The organism is Candidatus Eisenbacteria bacterium (genome assembly GCA_016930695.1).
Classification (GTDB): Bacteria; Orphanbacterota; Orphanbacteria; order Orphanbacterales; family Orphanbacteraceae; genus JAFGGD01.
The window spans coordinates 23615-40650 of record JAFGGD010000028.1 but is presented as its reverse complement, the minus strand read 5'-3'; the positions used below and the strand labels follow the sequence as shown (position 1 = coordinate 40650).

Genomic DNA, 17036 nt, shown 5'->3' with positions numbered 1-17036 from the left:
GGGTCGGCGAGCGAGAAGAGGGAGGATGCGGAAGCATCCGGACCGTGCCCCGAAGGGAGACCGGTGGGGGAAGAGAATGAATCGATATCGATTCCAAGCGCCCCGGATTCCGAGAGGGATTACCCGTCCGTCCTCCTTCCCCACACCGTGCCCCGAAGGGAGTGCCGGGGGTGGAAGGGATTTCGATACCGATAGCGATACCGATAGCGACAAAGACACCCTCACCCCCGAATCTCTACACAATGAAAAACCGCCCGCCGGTCGACGGAGGATCCGTAGCGAGGTTTCAAGGGATGAGGCGAGGAGAACCTTCGGACGAGAGGATTTCCGGAATCGTGGCCATAGTCACGATGAGGAAATCCTCGACGGAGAAGGGTTTCCGCAGCCCATCCATGGAAACCGCAGTAGGATCCTCCGTCGATCGGCGGGCGAAGATGGTGCCGGAGGCGGGATTCGAACCCGCACAGGCTGCGCCCACTGCCCCCTCAAGACAGCGTGTCTACCAATTCCACCACCCCGGCGTACCCATCGTTCTATTCAATTGTCGAAATCATGTTATGTGCATACCGCACGATCTGTCAATGCCTTCGGGCGGTTCGGGGCCGGTCCCCCCGGCGTTTTATCGCCCTTCCGCGGCGCCCCCGGCCGCGGGCTGAGCGCCGGCGCCCTCTTCCGCGGCCTGCGGGGCGGCTTCCGTCCCCCCGCCGTCCATCGGAACGGTGGCGGGAGCCGCGGGCAACCCCGCCGCCGGTACAACCGAATGCCCCTCCTGCTGGAGCGCCCGGCGAAGCGCGCTCGATTGCTCGCCGCCGCCCCGGCGTCCCAGAACGGTCAGGCTAAGCGAGGTGAGCATGAAAATGACCGCCAGAGCGGTGGTCGCCTTGGAGAGAAACGTTCCCGCTCCTCTCCCTCCGAACACGGCGCCGGTTCCGCCGCCGCCGCCGAAGGCGCCGGCCAACCCGCCCCCCTTGCTCGACTGGAGAAGCACCACCACGATAAGCAGCAGGCTGTTGAGCACGTGAATCACCGTCAATACCGTAACCATTTCGATGCGTCCTTCCTGTTCGCTCTTTCCGTAACGCTAGGCGGAGAGAATGGCGGAGAAGGAATCCGCCTTCAGGCTCGCCCCTCCCACCAGCGCCCCATCGATTTCCGGACTCTGCAACAGATCCGCCGCATTGGACGGCTTCACGCTTCCACCATAAAGAATGCGGATCGCTTCCGCCGTCGCCGCGCCGAAACGTCCGCCGACCCAGTCGCGGATAAAGCGATGCATGACCGCCGCGTCCTTCGGCGTAGCGGTTCTCCCGGTGCCGATCGCCCAAACCGGCTCATAGGCGACGGTCAGAAGCCGATCCGCTTCCTCCTTTTGGACGTTCTCCAGCGCCGCGCGGAGCTGGCGTTCCACCACTTTGCGTTCGTGGCCCCGGAGCCGTTCGTCCTCTTTCTCGCCGACGCAGAGAATCGCGCCGAGGCCTACGTCGAAAGCGCGCCGCACTTTCCGCCCGATCAGCTCGTCGCTCTCGCCGCCGTGTTCCCGCCGCTCGGAATGCCCGATGATCGAGAAACGGCACCCCTCGTCGAGGAGCATCTCCGCGGAAAGTTCGCCGGTGAACGCCCCGTCCTCGTGGGCGGAGACGTCCTGGCCGGCGAGAAGGATCGCGCTCCCGACCAGCGCCTCTCGGACCGGTCCGAGGTACGGCGCGGGCGGCGCCAGGAGCACCTCCCGCTTCTTCGCCCCTCCCTCCGCCGCGTGCCGGACGGCGCGGGCCAGGTCGACCGCCGTATCCCGGCGGAGATTCATTTTCCAGTTCGCGGCGATCAGTTCGGTTCTCAAGTTCTCCTCCGCACTATCGGTCGGTGAGCGCCGTGACTCCCGGCAGCTCTTTTCCTTCCACGAATTCCAAAGAGGCGCCGCCGCCGGTGGAGACGTGAGTGACCCGATCGGCCGCCCCCGCCTCGCGAACGGCGCGCGCCGAATCCCCTCCGCCGACCACGGTAACCGCGCCCGCCTCGGTGGCGCGCGCCATCGCTTCCGCCAGCGCGCGGGTGCCCGCGGCGAAGGGCTCCATCTCGAACACACCCATCGGCCCGTTCCAAAAAACGGTCCTCGACTTCTCCAGCTCGGCGGCGTACCGCTTCACCGTCTCCGGACCGATGTCCAGGAAACGCCAGCCCTTCTCCAAACGATCCGCCGCGACGATCCGCCTCTCCGCGTCCTCGGCGAAGGCCGAAGCGGCCACGCCGTCGCCGGGGAGAACCAGCTTCTCTTCGCCGAGCGCGGCGAGCAGATCCCGGGCGACCTCGATCCGGTCCTCTTCGACCAAGGAATCGCCGGTCTCCCACCCCTTCGCGGCGTAGAAGGTCCCCGCCATGCCGCCGCCGATCAAAAGACGGTCCACGCGCCCGGCCAGGTTCCGGATCACGTCGATCTTGCCGCTGATTTTCGCGCCCCCCAGGACCGCCGTGAAGGGATGCTCCGGCGACTCAAGAAGCCGGGAGAGATAGTCGATCTCCTTCTCCATCAGGAAACCGGCGGCGCGGACCGTGAAGTGCGCGGTTACGCCGACGGTCGAGGCGTGGGCGCGGTGGGCGGTGCCGAAGGCGTCGTTCACATAGACGTCGCCGAGCCGGGCGAGCGCCGCCGCGAATGCCGGATCGTTGCCGGTCTCCTCGGCGTGGAAACGGAGGTTCTCCAGAAGGACAACCTCGCCCATCGGGAGTTCGGCCACCCGTTTCTCGATCTCCGGACCGACACACTCCTCGAAGAAGCGGACCGGCGCGCCCAGGAGCTCGCCGAGCCGCTCCGCGACGGGACGAAGGGAAAGCTCCGGCTTCACCGTTCCCTTGGGGCGGCCGAGGTGGCTCATCAGCACCACCGTCCCTCCCTGATCCGACACGTAGCGGATCGAGGGGATCGCCGCGCGGATCCGCCCGTCGTCGGCGACGGTTCGGTCCTCGAGAAGAGGAACGTTGAAATCCACGCGCATGAGAACGCGCCTGTCCAAAACGTCCACGTCCCTCAGGGTCCGCTTTTTCATTCTTCCCGCTCCCCGGCGATCAGACCGACAGGTCCGAGGCGACCCGGTGGGCCATGTCCACCATCCGGCTGGCGTAGCCGTACTCGTTATCGTACCAGGAAAGGACCTTGACCATGTCGCCGGAAAGCACCTTGGTGGAGAGCCCGTCCACGATGGACGACGCCGGATTCCCGACGACGTCGATGGAAACGATCGGCACGTCGGTGTAGACCAGATACCCCTTCAGAGGTCCTTCCGCGGCGGCCTTCCGGAGCGCGTCGTTCACCTGCTCGGCGGTCACTTTCTTCTCGAGCAATACGGTCAGGTCGACCAGCGAGGCGTCCGGAGTGGGAACGCGCACCGCCATTCCGTCCAGCTTCCCCTTCAGTTCCGGCAGCACCAGAGAGACCGCCGCCGCCGCGCCCGTTGTGGTGGGGATCATGGAGAGCGCCGCCGCGCGGGCCCGTCGCAGGTCCTTGTGGGGAAGGTCGAGGATCTGCTGGTCATTCGTATATGCATGAATGGTCGTCATCAGGCCTTTTTGAATGCCGAACGTATCGTTCACCACTTTCGCGACCGGCGCCAGACAGTTGGTGGTGCAGGAGGCGGTGCTGATGATGTGGTGCGTCGCGGGATCGTAGTCGCCGTCGTTGACGCCCATCACGATGGTGATGTCCGGGTTCTTGGCCGGCGCGGAGATGAGAACTTTACGGGCCCCCGCCTCGAGATGCCGGGCCGCGTCGTCCCGGGCGCGGAACCTGCCGGTCGCTTCGATCACCACGTCCACGCCCAGATCCGCCCAGGGAAGGCGGGCGGGGTCCTTTTCCGCGAGCACCCGCACCTCCCGGTCGCCCACTCGGATCACGTCCCCATCCACGGAGATCTCCTCGTCCCAGATTCCGTGCACGGAATCGTACTTGAGGAGGTGGGCCAGCGTCGGTGCGTCGGTCAGATCGTTGATAGCGGCAAAACGGAAATCGTCGTTCCGGAAGGCCCGGCGGAAAACCAGACGGCCGATTCGGCCGAAACCGTTGATGGCGATTGTGGTGGCCACGTATCACCTTTCCTTTCTGTTCTGTGCCTGCGTCGTCGCGCAAACGGGAAAAGGGTCCCGGTCGCCGGTCCGGGAGGACCGTGCCCGAGACCATACAGTGCCGATTGAACCTTTGAACCTAATGCAGAAGGCGTGGAGTGTCAAGAGGTTTTGGGAGGGCGAACTCGTTACCCGGTGGCCGGTTACGCTTCGTTCCGGGCCCGTACCGGGATCAGGACCGTTACCGTCGTCCCGCGGCCGGCGGCGCTCTCGATCGCGATCTCTCCCCCCGCTTCCACCACGATCCGGCGGCAGCTCACCAGACCGAGCCCCTCCCGGCGCGATCCCTTCGTGGTGAAGCCGGGATCGAAAACCCGGGGGAGGTCGCCGGGGGCGATTCCCCGGCCCATGTCCTGCACCGTAAGGACCACGCGGTCTCCGGCCGGATCGTTGGCGGTCACGGCGCGGATCCTCCCCCCTTCCCCCTTGCGGCGGCCCACCGCGTCGGCGGCGTTGTCGAAGAGGGAGAGCAGCAGTTGCTGCCAGCGTGCCGGATCGAGGGAGATCGGCGCCAGATCGGCGGCGAGATCCAGGTCGAATTCGATGTTCTCGTAAGGTCCGAGCAGACGGGCGAAAGCGACCGTCGCCTCCACGATCTCGTTCAGGTCGCTCCGGAGAGGACGGGAGGGATGGCCGGTGAAATCGATCAGCCGAACCGCCAGCGTCTCGATTTTTCCGAGGTAGTCCCGGGCGAGGCCCAGATTGGAGAGAACCTTCTCCCCCTCGCCGCCGCGCGCGCAGAGTTCGGCGATTTCGAGGCGCGTGGCGAGAACGGCGAGAAGATTGTTGAGCCGGTAGCCCACGTCGCCGGCGGTCTTACCGAGAGCCGCGAGGCACGCCAGATTCGTTTCGGCGCCCCCCTCTTCGGCCTCTCCGTCGGATGGCTCCTCCAGATGGCTCAGGCGGTCGGAGATCTCTTCGACGATTCGAAGAAGCCTGCGACGCTGGCTTTCATCGCCGCCGGTCGCCGGCGCGCGCCCCTCGGCCAGATCCCGGAGGCTGCCGACCAGGGCAAGAGTTTCTTCGATGTTGGCTTGGGACATAGGGCGCTCTCCCGGATAACAGGCTCTCCTGGAAGAGTATCGGCCGGACGGAGGGAAGGCTTGAGCCCGGCCCCGAAGGGCCGGGCGCTACAAGCCATTACTGTGTCTTGGGTTGGCGGGTCGATGGGCGGCGGCGGCGGCGGGATCTCCCCCCCCGCTCCCGGTTCAGGTGCCTGAGGGCGGCGCGTGCGGCGGACTGCTCCGCCTCTTTCTTGGTGCGCCCGCCTCCCTGCCCGAGGGTGCGGCCCGCTACGGTCACCTCCACGTGGAAGGTCTTCTCGTGGTCCGGCCCCTGTTCCCGGCGGATCCGATAAACGGGGTGGACCTTCTTCTCGCTCTGGACCTTTTCCTGCAGGAGGCTCTTGTAGTTGATGTGATCCGCGTCCTGGGTGATTTCGAGGAGTTCGTCCAAGATGAGGTGCTTGATGAAACGGCGCGACGCCTCCAGCCCCTGGTCGAGGTAGATCGCGCCGATCACCGCTTCGAGGGCATCGGCGATGATGGACGTCCGCTTGCGCCCACCCGCTTCGCTCTCGCTCGCCGAGAGAAGGAGGTAGCGGCCCAAACCGGTTTGCTCCGCCTTTTCGGCGAGGATCTGCCGGCTTACGATGAGCGATTTGATTTTGGTGAGATTCCCTTCGTTCTCCGTGGGCCTGTTCCGATACAGGTGCTCGTTGACCACGAGCCCGAGGACCGAATCCCCGAGGAATTCCATCCGCTCGTTCGACTGAATCCTCTCCGCCGCCTTCCCGTTCAGGAAGGAGCGATGGATCAGCGCCTGATTCAGAAGCTCCAGGTCGGAGAAACGCACTCCCAGTGTTTTCTCGAGCTGGTGGAGGGTCTGCAACCGTTTCTTGCGGATCGGCTCGCCGTCGATCGACATCGGCCGCTGAAGACCCAGCCACGTTCGAATCGTTCTCCACATGTGGTCCGTCTCACATCCGACCCCCTACGACTCGAACCGACGCAGCATCAAGCTGGCGTTGTGTCCCCCGAAACCGAGGGAGTTGGACAGAGCCGTCCGGACCGGGACCTCACGCGCCTGGTTGACCACGTAGTTCAGGTCGCACTCCGGATCGGGGGTTTCATAGTTAATGGTCGGTGGTATGACGCCGTGAAGAATGGTCAGGGCGGTGGCGATGAACTCGACGCCCGCCGCTGCGCCGAGGAGATGCCCGGTCGTTCCCTTGATGGAATTGACCAACACCCGGTCGGCATGGGGGCCGAAAGCGAGTCGGACGCCCCGCGACTCTTGGACGTCGTTCAACGGCGTGGAGGTGCCGTGCGCGTTGATGTGGTCCACCTCCTCGGGCGCGACGCCTCCGTCCTTCATGGCGGCGGTCATCGCCCGCGCCGCGCCGCTTCCGTCCGGCACGGGAGCGGTCACGTGATAGGCGTCCGCCGTCCGTCCGTAACCGGTCATCTCGGCGTAGATTCGGGCGCCGCGTTTTTTGGCGTGCTCCAATTCCTCGATCAGCACCACACCGGCGCCTTCGGCCATGACGAACCCGTCCCGGTCCTTATCGAAAGGACGACTGGAACGGGCGGGATCGTCATTTCTCGTGGAAAGGGCTTTCATGGCGGTGAAGCCCGCCACCCCCATCGGAGTGATGGCGGCCTCCGCCCCCCCGCACAACATCAGGTCCGCGTCGCCGTGTTGAATGGCGCGGAACGCCTCGCCGATGGCGTGAGCGCCGGACGCGCAGGCGGAGACGGGGGAGAAATTCGGGCCCTGGGCGTGGAAACGAATGGACACGTGTCCCGACGCCAGATTGGCGATCATCATCGGAATGAAGAAGGGGCTGACCCTCGAGGGCCCGCGCTCCATCAGGATCGTGTGCTGTGCCTCGAGGGTCATCATGCCGCCGATTCCGCTGCCGATGATGGTGCCGAAGCGAGTCGGATCGATCCGCTCCACGTCCAGTCCGCCGTCCTCCACGCAGATCGTGGAAGCGGCGATGGCGAATTGGGCGTATAGGTCGATCCTGCGGGTTTCCTTCTTGTCCAGCCAACGACCGGGATCCCAGTCCTTCACCTCCGCCGCGAAACGGACGTCGTACCCTTCCGGGTCGAAGCGGGTGATCGGTCCGAAGCCTTGGCGGCCCTCCACCAAGGCGTCCCATGTCGTCTTCACATCCTGGCCGATGGGGCATAGGGGCCCCAGTCCCGTGATCACAACCCGTCGATCGCTTCTCATGGAAGTACCCATTCGCTCCTTGTCGTGGTTATCCGGCGTTCTCGTTCAGGTAGTTGATCGCGTCCTTCACCGTGGTGATCTTCTCCGCCTCTTCGTCGGGGATCTCGATGTCGAAGGCCTCTTCGAGAGCCATGACCAGCTCGACCGTGTCCAACGAGTCCGCGCCGAGATCGTCGATGAAGGACGCGTCGGGGACGACCTGGTCCGCTCCCACGCCGAGCTGCTCCATAATGATCTCTTTCACCTTCTGTTCGTGCGACATTGTCCTGCACTCCTTTTGACGACAATCGCCAAGAGTAGAAAGCCCTTCCCGGATCAGGCCATGATCATGCCGCCGTCCACGCGGATCACCTGACCGGTGATGTAGGAGGCGGCGGGAGACACGAGAAAGGCGACCACGTCCGCCACATCGCGGCTGGTGCCCAAGCGCCGCAGGGGGATCAGCTCCATCAGGCTTCCCCGCGCCTTTTCGGACATGGCGTCGGTCATCGCCGTCTGGATAAAACCGGGGGCGATCGCGTTGACGGTGATCCCCTTCGAGGCGAGTTCCTTGGCCGTCGACTTGGTCAGGCCGATGATGCCCGCCTTGGAGGCGGCGTAGTTCGCCTGACCCACGTTCCCCATAACGCCGATCACCGACGCGACGTTGACGATGCGACCGGAACGCGCCTTCAACATCGGGCGGGCGGCCGCCTTCGTGAAGTTGAAGGTCCCTTTCAGGTTCACGCCGATCACCGCGTCCCAATCCTCTTCCTTCATGAGCAGGATGAGGTTGTCCCGGGTGATCCCCGCGTTGTTCACGAGAATATCCACTCCGCCCAGTTTTTCCACCGTTTTTTTAACGCAGCCACGAACCTCCTCGGTGTCGCATACGTCCACCCGGAAGGCCGCGGCGCGACGCCCCAGCGATTCGATTTCATGGGCCGTCGCCTCGGCGCCCTCGAGGTTCACGTCCACCACGGCCACGTCCGCGCCCAGCCGGGCGATCGTGAGGGCGATCTCCTTCCCGATGTTCTGGGCTCCGCCGGTGACGATGGCGACCCGTCCCTCCGGCACGGCTTGCGTTTCCCGGCTCATCTTCGATCCCCCTTTCCCTGTTCGAGGCTAGACACCGGTCTCCTTGCGAAACGTTTCGGCGTCCTCGATGCAATCCACCTCGAAGGAGCGGTCGATCTTGCGGGCCAGTCCCTTGAGTACGCGGCCCGGTCCGACTTCATAGAAACGGGTAAAGCCCTCTTCGCCCATCCGCCGCATCCCGTCCTCCCAGCGGACGGCGCCTCGGAGCTGCCGCACCAGCGCGTCGCGCAGATCCGCCCCCTTCACCATCGGAACGGCGTCCACGTTGACCACGACCGGCGCCTCGGCGTCCCGGAAAGGGGTCGCTTCGAGACACTCCCGAAGTCCCTCCGACGCCTCGCCCATCAGCTCGGAATGAAAGGCGCCGCTGACCGGGAGGGGAACGACCTTCTTGGCGCCCCGGTCCGCGGCGAGTTCCATCGCCCGTTCCACCGCGGGCACTTCGCCGGAGATGACGATCTGCCCCGGCGCGTTGAAGTTGGCGGGACGCACGATGCCGGCGTCCTCCGCCTCGCGGCAGACCTGCGTGACCTGATCGGCGGAGAGGCCCAGCACGGCGGCCATCGTGCCGGGCCAGCGCTCTCCGGCCATGAACATCAGCTCGGCGCGGCGCTTGACCGCCGCGAGGGCGTCCCGGGGCTCCAGCACACGCGCCGCCACCAGCGCCGAATACTCGCCCAGGCTGTGGCCCGCCACGATACCCGGCCGCCATCCTTTTTCATCTAAAAGTTTCAGGATCGCGAGGCTTACCATGAGGATCGCGGGCTGGGTGTACCGCGTTTCCCGGAGCGTCTCCTCCGGCCCCTCGAAGGCGATCTTGGAGAGCGGGATCTCCATCACCTCGTCGGCGACGTCGAAGATCTCGCGCGTCTCCGGATACTCCTCCCGAAGGCTCCTTCCCATGCCGACGAATTGCGAACCCTGTCCGGGAAAGAGGTACCCGAATCCAGCGGACATCACAGTCTCACCACGGCGGCCGCCCAGGTGAAGCCGGCGCCGAAAGCGACCAGCTCGATGAGCGCTCCGGGGCCGCAATGGCCGCCGCGAACCGCCTCGTCGAGGGCGATCGGAATGGAAGCGGCCGACGTATTCCCATAGCGGTCCAGATTGACGAACACCCGCTCCCGGGGGACCCGGATCCGCTTGGCCACCGCCTCCATGATTCGGAGGTTCGCCTGGTGCGGAAAGAGCCAGTCCAAGTCGGGCCCCTCGTAGCCGGCGTCGGCGAGCGCCTTCAGCGCCGCCTCGCTCATGTGCGTTACGGCGTGTTTGAAGACCTCCCGCCCCTCCATCTTGATGGTGTGCAGCCTTTGGTCCACCGTTTCGTGAGAGGCGGGCATCCGGCTCCCGCCTGCGGGCTGGTAGAGCAGCTCCTGCAGCGTGCCGTCGCTCCCCGTGTTGATCGACAGGATCCCCCGGTCCTCGTCCGTCTTCTGCAGGATCACGGCGCCGGCGCCGTCGCCGAAGAGAACACAGGAGGACCGGTCCACCCAATCGGTTACTTTGGTGAGCGTCTCGGCGCCGATGACGAGCACCGTCCCCGCCCGATCGTCGTGGATGATCGACCGCCCGACCGAGAGGCCGAAAAGGAATCCGCTGCACGCCGCGGAAACGTCGAAGGCGTAGGCGTTCGACGCGCCGATGTTCGCCTGCACCACCACCGCCGTGGATGGAAAGGGACGGTCTCCCGTCGCGGTCCCCACGATGATCGCGTCCAGGTCCGCCGGTTCCACGCCGGCCGCCTCGCAGGCGCGGAGCGCCGCCGGCGTCGCCATGTCGGACGTGGCCTGGTCATCCGTGCTGATGTGCCGCTCCCGGATTCCGCTACGCGTGACGATCCACTCGTCCGTGGTATCGACCATCTTCTCCAGGTCGGCGTTGGTCAGAATTTTCTCCGGAGCGTAAGATCCGGTCCCTTGGATGCATACGCGTTGCTTACTCAACGGTCACCTCTTCCCAGGTCTGAAGTTTCTCCCGTATCTCTCCGTTTATGTCGTACCGCACGAACCGGCTCGCCGAACGAATCGCGTTCGCGAGAGCCAACGGGGAGGATCGACCGTGACTGATCATACAGGTGCCGTCAACCCCCAGGAGGGGGGCGCCCCCGTAATCCTCGTAGCTGAGCTGTCTTTTCAACCGCCGGAAGGACGGTTTGAGAAGAAGGGCGCCGACCCGGGAGGCGGCGCCGCGGGAAACATCGCCCCGGAAGGACTCGAAGGCGAACTCCATAAGCCCCTCGGCGAATTTCAGAAGAAGATTGCCGATGAACCCGTCGCAGACCGCCACGTCCACCTCGCCGCGGAACATCCCCACCGGTTCCACGTTCCCCGCGAACCGGAGCTTCGCCCGCCCGAGGAGCCCGTGCGCCTCCTTGACCAAGTCGTTCCCCTTCCCTTCCTCCTCACCGATGTTGAGCAGGCCGACCCGGGGATTCTCCCGTTTCAGGATCCTCTCGGCAAAGAGGGCGCCCATGTGGGCGAACTGCACGAGATCCGTCGGTTTGCATTCCTTGGTGGCGCCGATGTCGAGGAGAACGAAACCGTTCCGCTCGTTGGGGAGGTAGGTGGCGATGGCGGGCCGGCGCACGCCGGGAAGCCGGCCGAGGTTCAGAAGGCTGGTGGCGACGACGGCGCCGGTGTTGCCGGCGCTGACGAAGGCGTCCGCCCTCCCCTCTTTCTGCAGGAGGATTCCGCGGCTGATGGAGGAGTCGCGCTTCCGGCGGCTCGCCGCGGCGGCCTCCTCGCGCATCCCGATCTCCTCGGAAGCGTGCTCGATCTCCGGACGGGTCGACCATCCGCCTGCCCGGTCCAGTTCACGGGCGATACGCTCCCGATCCCCGACGAGGACGATCTCCGCCTCGTCCGGGTACCGGCGCAGGAACTCCGCCACGCCGGCGACCGTCACGGAGACGCCCGAGTCTCCGCCCATCGCATCCACGGCGATCCGCAAGAGAGCCCCCGTTCCCTATTCGACGATGACGACCCGCCGTCCGTTGTAATATCCGCAGCTCGGGCAGACCCGATGGGGCGGTTTGGGCTGGCCGCAGTGCGAGCAGGTCGAGGGGTTCACGACGGACAGGCCGTGATGGGAACGCCTCTTGTCCCGTCGCGCTTTGGAAGTACGCCTTTTCGGCAGTCCCATGATCAGTCCCTTTTCTCTCGTTGTTCGTTCAGTTTCCGGAGGGCCTCCCAAGCCGGGTGGGGCTCCTCCGAAGGGCATTCGCAATCTCCACGGTTCAGGTCCGCTCCGCATCGCGGACAGAGCCCGCGGCAATCCGGCCGGCAGAGCGGCTTGATGGGAGAGCAGACAAGTATGGCCTCCCGTACCAGAGGGTCAAGGGAAAAGGCCCCGTTGCGGCTCTCCAGGTACTCGTACCCCCGATCGAAAGGGTCGTCGATCAACCGGATCCGGTCCCCCTCGATGCGGGCGATTTCGTCCAGCCGCGCCTCCACATTCTCGTCGGTCGGCGCGAGGCAACGGCTGCAAACGCGCTCCACGCGCGTCCGGATCGGCCCCCGCACGGTGAGCGTCGATCCGGTCCGAATCAGCTCCAGATCGGCCTCGATCGCCTCCCTGTAGACCGCGTCCTCCTCTTCGAGGCCGATCTCCTCCGGGCCGAAGCGGAAGGAGAAACGGTTCACTCCCTCCCTGACGGTACCGAGATCGATCCGAAGCGCTCCCATGACGTTTCCATCCCCCGAGAAACGGAGACCGCGATCCGAGTCCGGCCCCGGCGCGCCCTCCTCACCGATTTCCCGCTCCACGTCGACGCGTTCTCCGTTGGGCTGCGCGGGCCAGGGGAAGGTGCTCCGGCGGTAGGCGCGGTCCGGTTTCCGGTCGGTCGGCGGAATCGCCTTGAATCCGATAATGTAGCGGACGGGAGGAGGTTCTGTCAAGCCCCCGATCGGACGCGACGGCGGCCGGGCAGGACCTTTTCCAACGGTTCGGGGAGAGGGGGGCCCGCCGCGGCCACCACCCAACCGCCCTTCCGGAGGATCCGCCGGGCGACCCGCCGCACTCCTTCCCGGGTCACGCCGCGGATCTCCTCCTTGTAGCGATCCAGGTAGTCCGGGCCGAGGCCGTAGTACTCCTCTCGAAGGAGGAAGGCGGCGATGCCGTCGTTGGTCTCCAGGCGGAGTGGAATGCTGTCGATCAGGTAGTCCCGGACCTCCCGCAGTTCCCGCGGCGCGACCCGCTCCCGGCGGATGCGGTCCACCTCCTCGCGGATGATCCTCGCGGCGCGGATCACATGATCCGGATGAACGCCGGCGCGGATCAGGAAAGGCCCCGCCCCGATCGAGGCGTGGACCGAACCGTGCACGGAATAGGCGAGGCCCTCCTCCTCGCGAATCCGGTTGCCGAGCCTCCCCCCCATGCCGAAGGCGCCGAGGATCTGGTTGAGGACGGCGGCGTTATAGAAATCGGGGTCGGTCCGGCGGAGTCCCACCCACCCGAAGACCAAGTCGCACTGGGTTTTGTCCGGGATGACGGTGGAGACCGCGGAGGGGGCCGTGGGACCCTTCGCGTCGGGCACCGGCGGGGGCTCGCCGTCACCGGAGATGTTCCATCCGCTGAAAACGCGCTTCGCGATCCGCGCGGCGCGCTCCTCCTCCACGTCCCCGACGACGACCAGAATCGCTCCGGCGGGATGGTAACGCCGTTTGTGAAAACGGACGATGTCGTTTCGGTCGAAGGCGCGCACGCTCTTCCTGTCGCCGCCGCCGGAACGCCGGTAGGGATGGCTGGGCGGGTAGAGGCGCATCGCCAGTTGCCGGAGCGACACCGAGCGGGTGTCGTGCTCCTCCTCCAGAACGCCGCTCATCATCTGCCCGCGGATCTTGCCGATCTCCCGGGCCGGGAAGGAGGGCTCCATCACCGTCTCCGCCTGGAGGCGGAGGATCTCCTCCAGGTGTTCCCGGAGGGCGGAGGCGACCAGCACGGTGGCGTGTTTGTTCACCACCACGTCCGTCTCGGCGCCCAGAAAATCGATTCGGTCCGCGATCTGCCGCCCCGTCCTCCTGCGGGTCCCCTCATCGAGAAGAAGGCCGACGGCGAGCGCGAGGCCGTCCCGCCCCGGCGGGTCCTGGACCGATCCGGTCTGCAGGCAGAGACGGACGGACACGGAGGGGCTGAGCCGGTTCGCCCGGACGATCACCCGCATGCCGTTTTCGAGCACGGTCCGCGTCATTTTCCCCTCCTCTCGCCGCTCGGGCGGTACACGCCGACGGTCCTGTTCCGCCGGTCCAGGAGGCGCGAGGCCAGGTCCCGCACCTGCTCCGCCGTCACCGCCTCCGCCCGCGGGAGGAATTCCTCGAAGAAACCGTAGCGATCGACGGTGTTGTAGTACCCGATCTGGTGAGCCAGTTCGGTCACCGAATCGCTCTGGAAGACGACGGTGGCGCGGAGCTGGTTCTTCGCCTTTCGGAGTTCCCGCTTGCCGGGACGCCGGGAGGCGATCCGGTCGAGTGTCTCCAGTAGGCGGCGCTCCAGACGTTCCACCGGCACTCCCTCCGCGGCGGTGGCGGCGAAGTAATAGAGGAAAGGGTCCCGGGTGGGGATGTAGAAGGAACGGACGCCGGTGGCGAGGCGCGCGTCGATCAACCTCTCGTAGAGGGGCGAACTGCGGCGCACCTCGCTGTCGTAGCTCCAGAGGTTGATCCCCTTGGCGCCGCCGATCACCGCGTCGAGAACGGCCAGGACGTGCGCGTCCGGCTCACGGACCGACGGGGCGGGGAAGGCGACGTGCAGGTAGGTCGTGTTCCCGCCCCCCTCCAGCTCCACGCGCCTCTCGCCGCGCAGGGCCGCCTCGGGGGTTTTGAAGGACCGAGGCGGCTCGCGGTTTTCGATGTCGCCGAAGAGGCGGCGAATCGTCCGGAGCGTCGGGCCGGCGGCGAAATCTCCGACCACCACCAGCGTCGCGTTTCGGGGGACGTAATGCGTGCGATAGAAATCGACCATCTCCTCGCGGGTGATGCGGCTCACGTCCCGCTCCCAGCCGACGGTGGGCCACCGATAGCTGTGGGCGCGAAAAACGGCGGCGGTCACCTCCCGATCGAGGAGCGACTCGGGATGGTTCTCCCCTCCCCTCAGCTCGCTCAGGATCACCGTCCTCTCCGACTCGAACTCGGCCCGGTCGAGGCGGCTCCGGGTCATCCGCTCCGCCTCCAGCTCGAGGGCGAGGTCCAGGTGCTGCTTCGGCAGTGTCTCGAAGTAGGCGGTCTGATCGATCCAGGTGTAGGCGTTCCAGTAGCCGCCCCTCTTCTCGATCAGGTTCTTCATCTCCTCCTTCGAAAAGCGCGCCGTCCCCTTGAAGTTCATGTGCTCCAACCAATGGGCCATGCCGGTGACGCCTGGCCGCTCGTCGGAGGAGCCGACCCGATACCAACACCAGACGCTCACCACCGGGGAGGAGCGGACCGGTTTGAGGAGAACGGAGAGGCCGTTTCGGAGCCGAAGGGCGCGAATCGGACCCGCCATTCCGTCGGAGGACTCTTTGCGCTTCAACGGACCATCGCCTTACGCACCGTCTCGTTGCCGGCCATGTCGATCACGCGGAAGGCGAGGGCGGTCTCCCCCTCCTCGGCCGGGTCCGTCAGGAAAAGGAAGGACTCGGAGGGGGAATCGAAGATCTCGTCTTCCGGATCCACCATTTTCCACTCGCCGGCGTTCACCGACACGTGGGCGTTCCGGATCGGCCCGGCGCCGTCCCACGCCTCGGCGGAGACGCGGATCCGTCCGTTCTCGAGGCGCGCCTCGAGCCGGAGGATCTCCGGATTCGTGTTGTCCACCTGGAAAGGCTGGCCGATCCGCTCGGCGCTCCGCGCCGTCGCCTCGGAGTTGTCCGGATCGTCGCGCGCCGTCACGCGAACGCGGTAGACTCCGTCCTCGACGAGGCGCGTGTCCCAGGAGTAATAGTTCAAATACAAATCTTCGTCGAGAAGAACCCAGTTCTCGTCCCCTTCGGCGCGCAGGTGAAGATCGAAGGCGAGTTCGTCGCCGTTCGGGTCGGCGGTCTCCCAGCGGACCACGCGGATCGAGCGCGCCCAGATCTCCTCCGCGCCGGCGGGGGGATCCTCCGCCTCCACCGGCATGTACTCGACCCGCGTTCCGTTGGAGAGCACCTGATGGAGCGGCTCCGGACGGGGATCGATCGGGCCCTGAAAGTAGGTGTCGCCCAGGCGGGTCACGTCGACGCGGAGCACGCGCGGCGGCTGGTTCGTCTCCTTCCAGGCGACGGACACGCGGTCGATCCGCGGGCTCCGGTCCTCACGTCCTTCCAGCTCCGCCTTCCATTGAAGAAAACGGGCGGGCGGCGACTGCACGGCGCCGAAGCATCCTTCGCCGTCGATCCGCTCCCAATCGCTCCAGGTGTCGTCCGGTTCCTCCCGGTTGCCGCTCCTGGTGAAAAACCGGACCTCCGTCTTTTCGGGAGCGTCCCCCCACCAGGTGAGCGAGCCCCAACGCGCGAGATTGACCGCGTCGAAGATTTCCGATTCATACGATCCCTCGGCGCTCCGCTCCGGGCCGATCCGATAGACCGCCCCCTGGTTGCCGGTGCAGGCGAAAACGCCGCCATCGGTCCGGACCAGACCGAGCAATTGGGACTCGGCGGTCCGTTTCCACTCCGTCGCGGCTCCGTCGGGGCCGACCCGCACGACGGCCCCGGGCGTCCCGGTGCCGACGATCACGCCCCCTTCGCCGTCCGGCTCCAGCGCGTAGATGAATTCCGCCTCGGAGCGCCAGACCATCACCGCCGGACCGCCCGGCTCCACGCGGAAAAGGAGGGCGTTCTCCCCGCCGCCGTTCTTGCTCCGGTTCCCCGCGTCGCCCCCCGACGCGGCCGCCCAGATCGTCCCGTCCGGCTCGATCGCGAGCGCGCCGATCTCCTCGCGAGGCGCCTCGAAAAGGACCCGCGCGATGCCCTCCCGGTTCATTTCCAAAAGAAGGCCGTTCCCGGCGCCGCCGAGGATGAAACGATCCCGCCCGCGATCCCGGAGAATGCGGAGCAGGTTGGTTTCCCCCGATTCATAGATCACCCGCGCCTCGCCGGAGGGGCTCACACGATACACCTTCCCCTGCTCGCCGGTGGCGGCGTAGAGATCGCCCCGCTCGTCGACGACCAGGTCCCACACGTAGTGCTCCGGCGTGTCGAGAAAGGTCTCGGTCCGTCCGTCCCGGTCGATGCGGAGAATCACGCCGTCCGGCGATGTCCCGGCGTAGAGGTTCCCCTCCCGGTCCAGCGCGAGGGTGAGAATGTCCAGCTCGATCGAGTCGTGGAGAAGAGTCGCTTCCCCCTTACGGTCGATCCGATAGATCTTCCCCTGGTCGCCGGTGCCGACGTAGAGGTTCCCTTTGTCGTCGGCGACGACGGACCAGACGTAGTACTCGGAGAGGCCGCCGACCGGTTCGAAGCGGGGAGCCAACTCGATCGCACCGAGAGGGCCGATCGTGATCTCTTCCGTCGTTCCCTCCCGGACCGATTCCACACCCGACACGGTCCAGTAGGCGGTGCGGACCGCCGCGGCGTCGCCGGCCAGGAAGAGCAGAAACGTCAGAGAGAAGGGTAGGATTCGTTTCATCGCGTTTCTCCCGATCGAAAAGGCGGC

At 66.1% G+C, this 17036-nt stretch carries 17 protein-coding genes and 1 tRNA gene; all 18 read right to left on the bottom strand.

Annotated features, from left to right (window positions below; genetic code table 11):
- Positions 1–435: 435 nt before the first annotated feature.
- The 18 genes from JW958_05285 to JW958_05200 all read right to left on the bottom strand — a co-directional run bounded on the left by JW958_05285 (position 436) and on the right by JW958_05200 (position 17009).
- Positions 436–521, bottom strand: a tRNA-Leu gene (locus JW958_05285).
- A gap of 98 nt (positions 522–619) precedes the next feature.
- Entirely contained in the window at positions 620–1045 is a 426-nt protein-coding gene (gene secG, locus JW958_05280) for a preprotein translocase subunit SecG (GenBank protein ID MBN1825661.1), read from the bottom strand.
- Between the two features lie 36 nt (positions 1046–1081).
- Positions 1082–1837, bottom strand: a complete 756-nt coding sequence (locus JW958_05275; protein MBN1825660.1) for a triose-phosphate isomerase — start codon at positions 1835–1837, stop codon at positions 1082–1084.
- 13 nt (positions 1838–1850) lie between these two features.
- A complete protein-coding gene (locus JW958_05270; protein MBN1825659.1) occupies positions 1851–3041 on the bottom strand; it encodes a phosphoglycerate kinase in 1191 nt (396 codons plus the stop codon).
- Between the two features lie 19 nt (positions 3042–3060).
- Positions 3061–4074, bottom strand: coding sequence for a type I glyceraldehyde-3-phosphate dehydrogenase (gap, locus tag JW958_05265; GenBank protein ID MBN1825658.1), 1014 nt, complete (start codon positions 4072–4074; stop codon positions 3061–3063).
- Between the two features lie 182 nt (positions 4075–4256).
- A complete protein-coding gene (locus JW958_05260; GenBank protein ID MBN1825657.1) occupies positions 4257–5156 on the bottom strand; it encodes a hypothetical protein in 900 nt (299 codons plus the stop codon).
- A 97-nt stretch (positions 5157–5253) separates the two neighbouring features.
- A complete protein-coding gene (gene rnc / locus JW958_05255; GenBank protein ID MBN1825656.1) occupies positions 5254–6081 on the bottom strand; it encodes a ribonuclease III in 828 nt (275 codons plus the stop codon).
- Between the two features lie 24 nt (positions 6082–6105).
- Complete coding sequence (gene fabF, locus JW958_05250) at positions 6106–7353, bottom strand: beta-ketoacyl-ACP synthase II (protein MBN1825655.1); 1248 nt, start codon at positions 7351–7353, stop codon at positions 6106–6108.
- A 28-nt stretch (positions 7354–7381) separates the two neighbouring features.
- The gene (acpP, locus tag JW958_05245) at positions 7382–7615 is read right to left on the bottom strand and encodes an acyl carrier protein (GenBank protein ID MBN1825654.1); all 234 of its coding nucleotides are present in this window, start codon (positions 7613–7615) and stop codon (positions 7382–7384) included.
- A 53-nt stretch (positions 7616–7668) separates the two neighbouring features.
- Positions 7669–8430 (bottom strand): 3-oxoacyl-[acyl-carrier-protein] reductase, encoded by a 762-nt coding sequence (fabG, locus tag JW958_05240; GenBank protein MBN1825653.1) that lies wholly within the window; start codon positions 8428–8430, stop codon positions 7669–7671.
- A gap of 27 nt (positions 8431–8457) precedes the next feature.
- A complete protein-coding gene (fabD, locus tag JW958_05235) occupies positions 8458–9387 on the bottom strand; it encodes an ACP S-malonyltransferase (GenBank protein ID MBN1825652.1) in 930 nt (309 codons plus the stop codon).
- Positions 9387–10373 carry a ketoacyl-ACP synthase III gene (locus JW958_05230; GenBank protein ID MBN1825651.1) on the bottom strand — a complete coding sequence of 329 codons (987 nt, stop codon included), beginning with the start codon at positions 10371–10373 and terminating at the stop codon, positions 9387–9389. The genes fabD and JW958_05230 overlap by 1 nt, the downstream gene beginning before the upstream one ends.
- Positions 10366–11379, bottom strand: a complete 1014-nt coding sequence (gene plsX / locus JW958_05225) for a phosphate acyltransferase PlsX (protein MBN1825650.1) — start codon at positions 11377–11379, stop codon at positions 10366–10368. Before plsX ends, JW958_05230 begins: the two co-directional genes overlap by 8 nt.
- Positions 11380–11394: 15 nt before the next feature.
- The gene (gene rpmF / locus JW958_05220; GenBank protein MBN1825649.1) at positions 11395–11571 is read right to left on the bottom strand and encodes a 50S ribosomal protein L32; all 177 of its coding nucleotides are present in this window, start codon (positions 11569–11571) and stop codon (positions 11395–11397) included.
- Positions 11572–11573: 2 nt separating this feature from the next.
- Positions 11574–12326, bottom strand: coding sequence for a DUF177 domain-containing protein (locus JW958_05215; protein ID MBN1825648.1), 753 nt, complete (start codon positions 12324–12326; stop codon positions 11574–11576).
- Positions 12323–13618 carry an insulinase family protein gene (locus JW958_05210; GenBank protein MBN1825647.1) on the bottom strand — a complete coding sequence of 432 codons (1296 nt, stop codon included), beginning with the start codon at positions 13616–13618 and terminating at the stop codon, positions 12323–12325. Before JW958_05210 ends, JW958_05215 begins: the two co-directional genes overlap by 4 nt.
- A complete protein-coding gene (locus JW958_05205; protein MBN1825646.1) occupies positions 13615–14934 on the bottom strand; it encodes an insulinase family protein in 1320 nt (439 codons plus the stop codon). Before JW958_05205 ends, JW958_05210 begins: the two co-directional genes overlap by 4 nt.
- Positions 14931–17009 carry a hypothetical protein gene (locus JW958_05200; GenBank protein MBN1825645.1) on the bottom strand — a complete coding sequence of 693 codons (2079 nt, stop codon included), beginning with the start codon at positions 17007–17009 and terminating at the stop codon, positions 14931–14933. The genes JW958_05205 and JW958_05200 overlap by 4 nt, the downstream gene beginning before the upstream one ends.
- Positions 17010–17036: the final 27 nt, after the last annotated feature.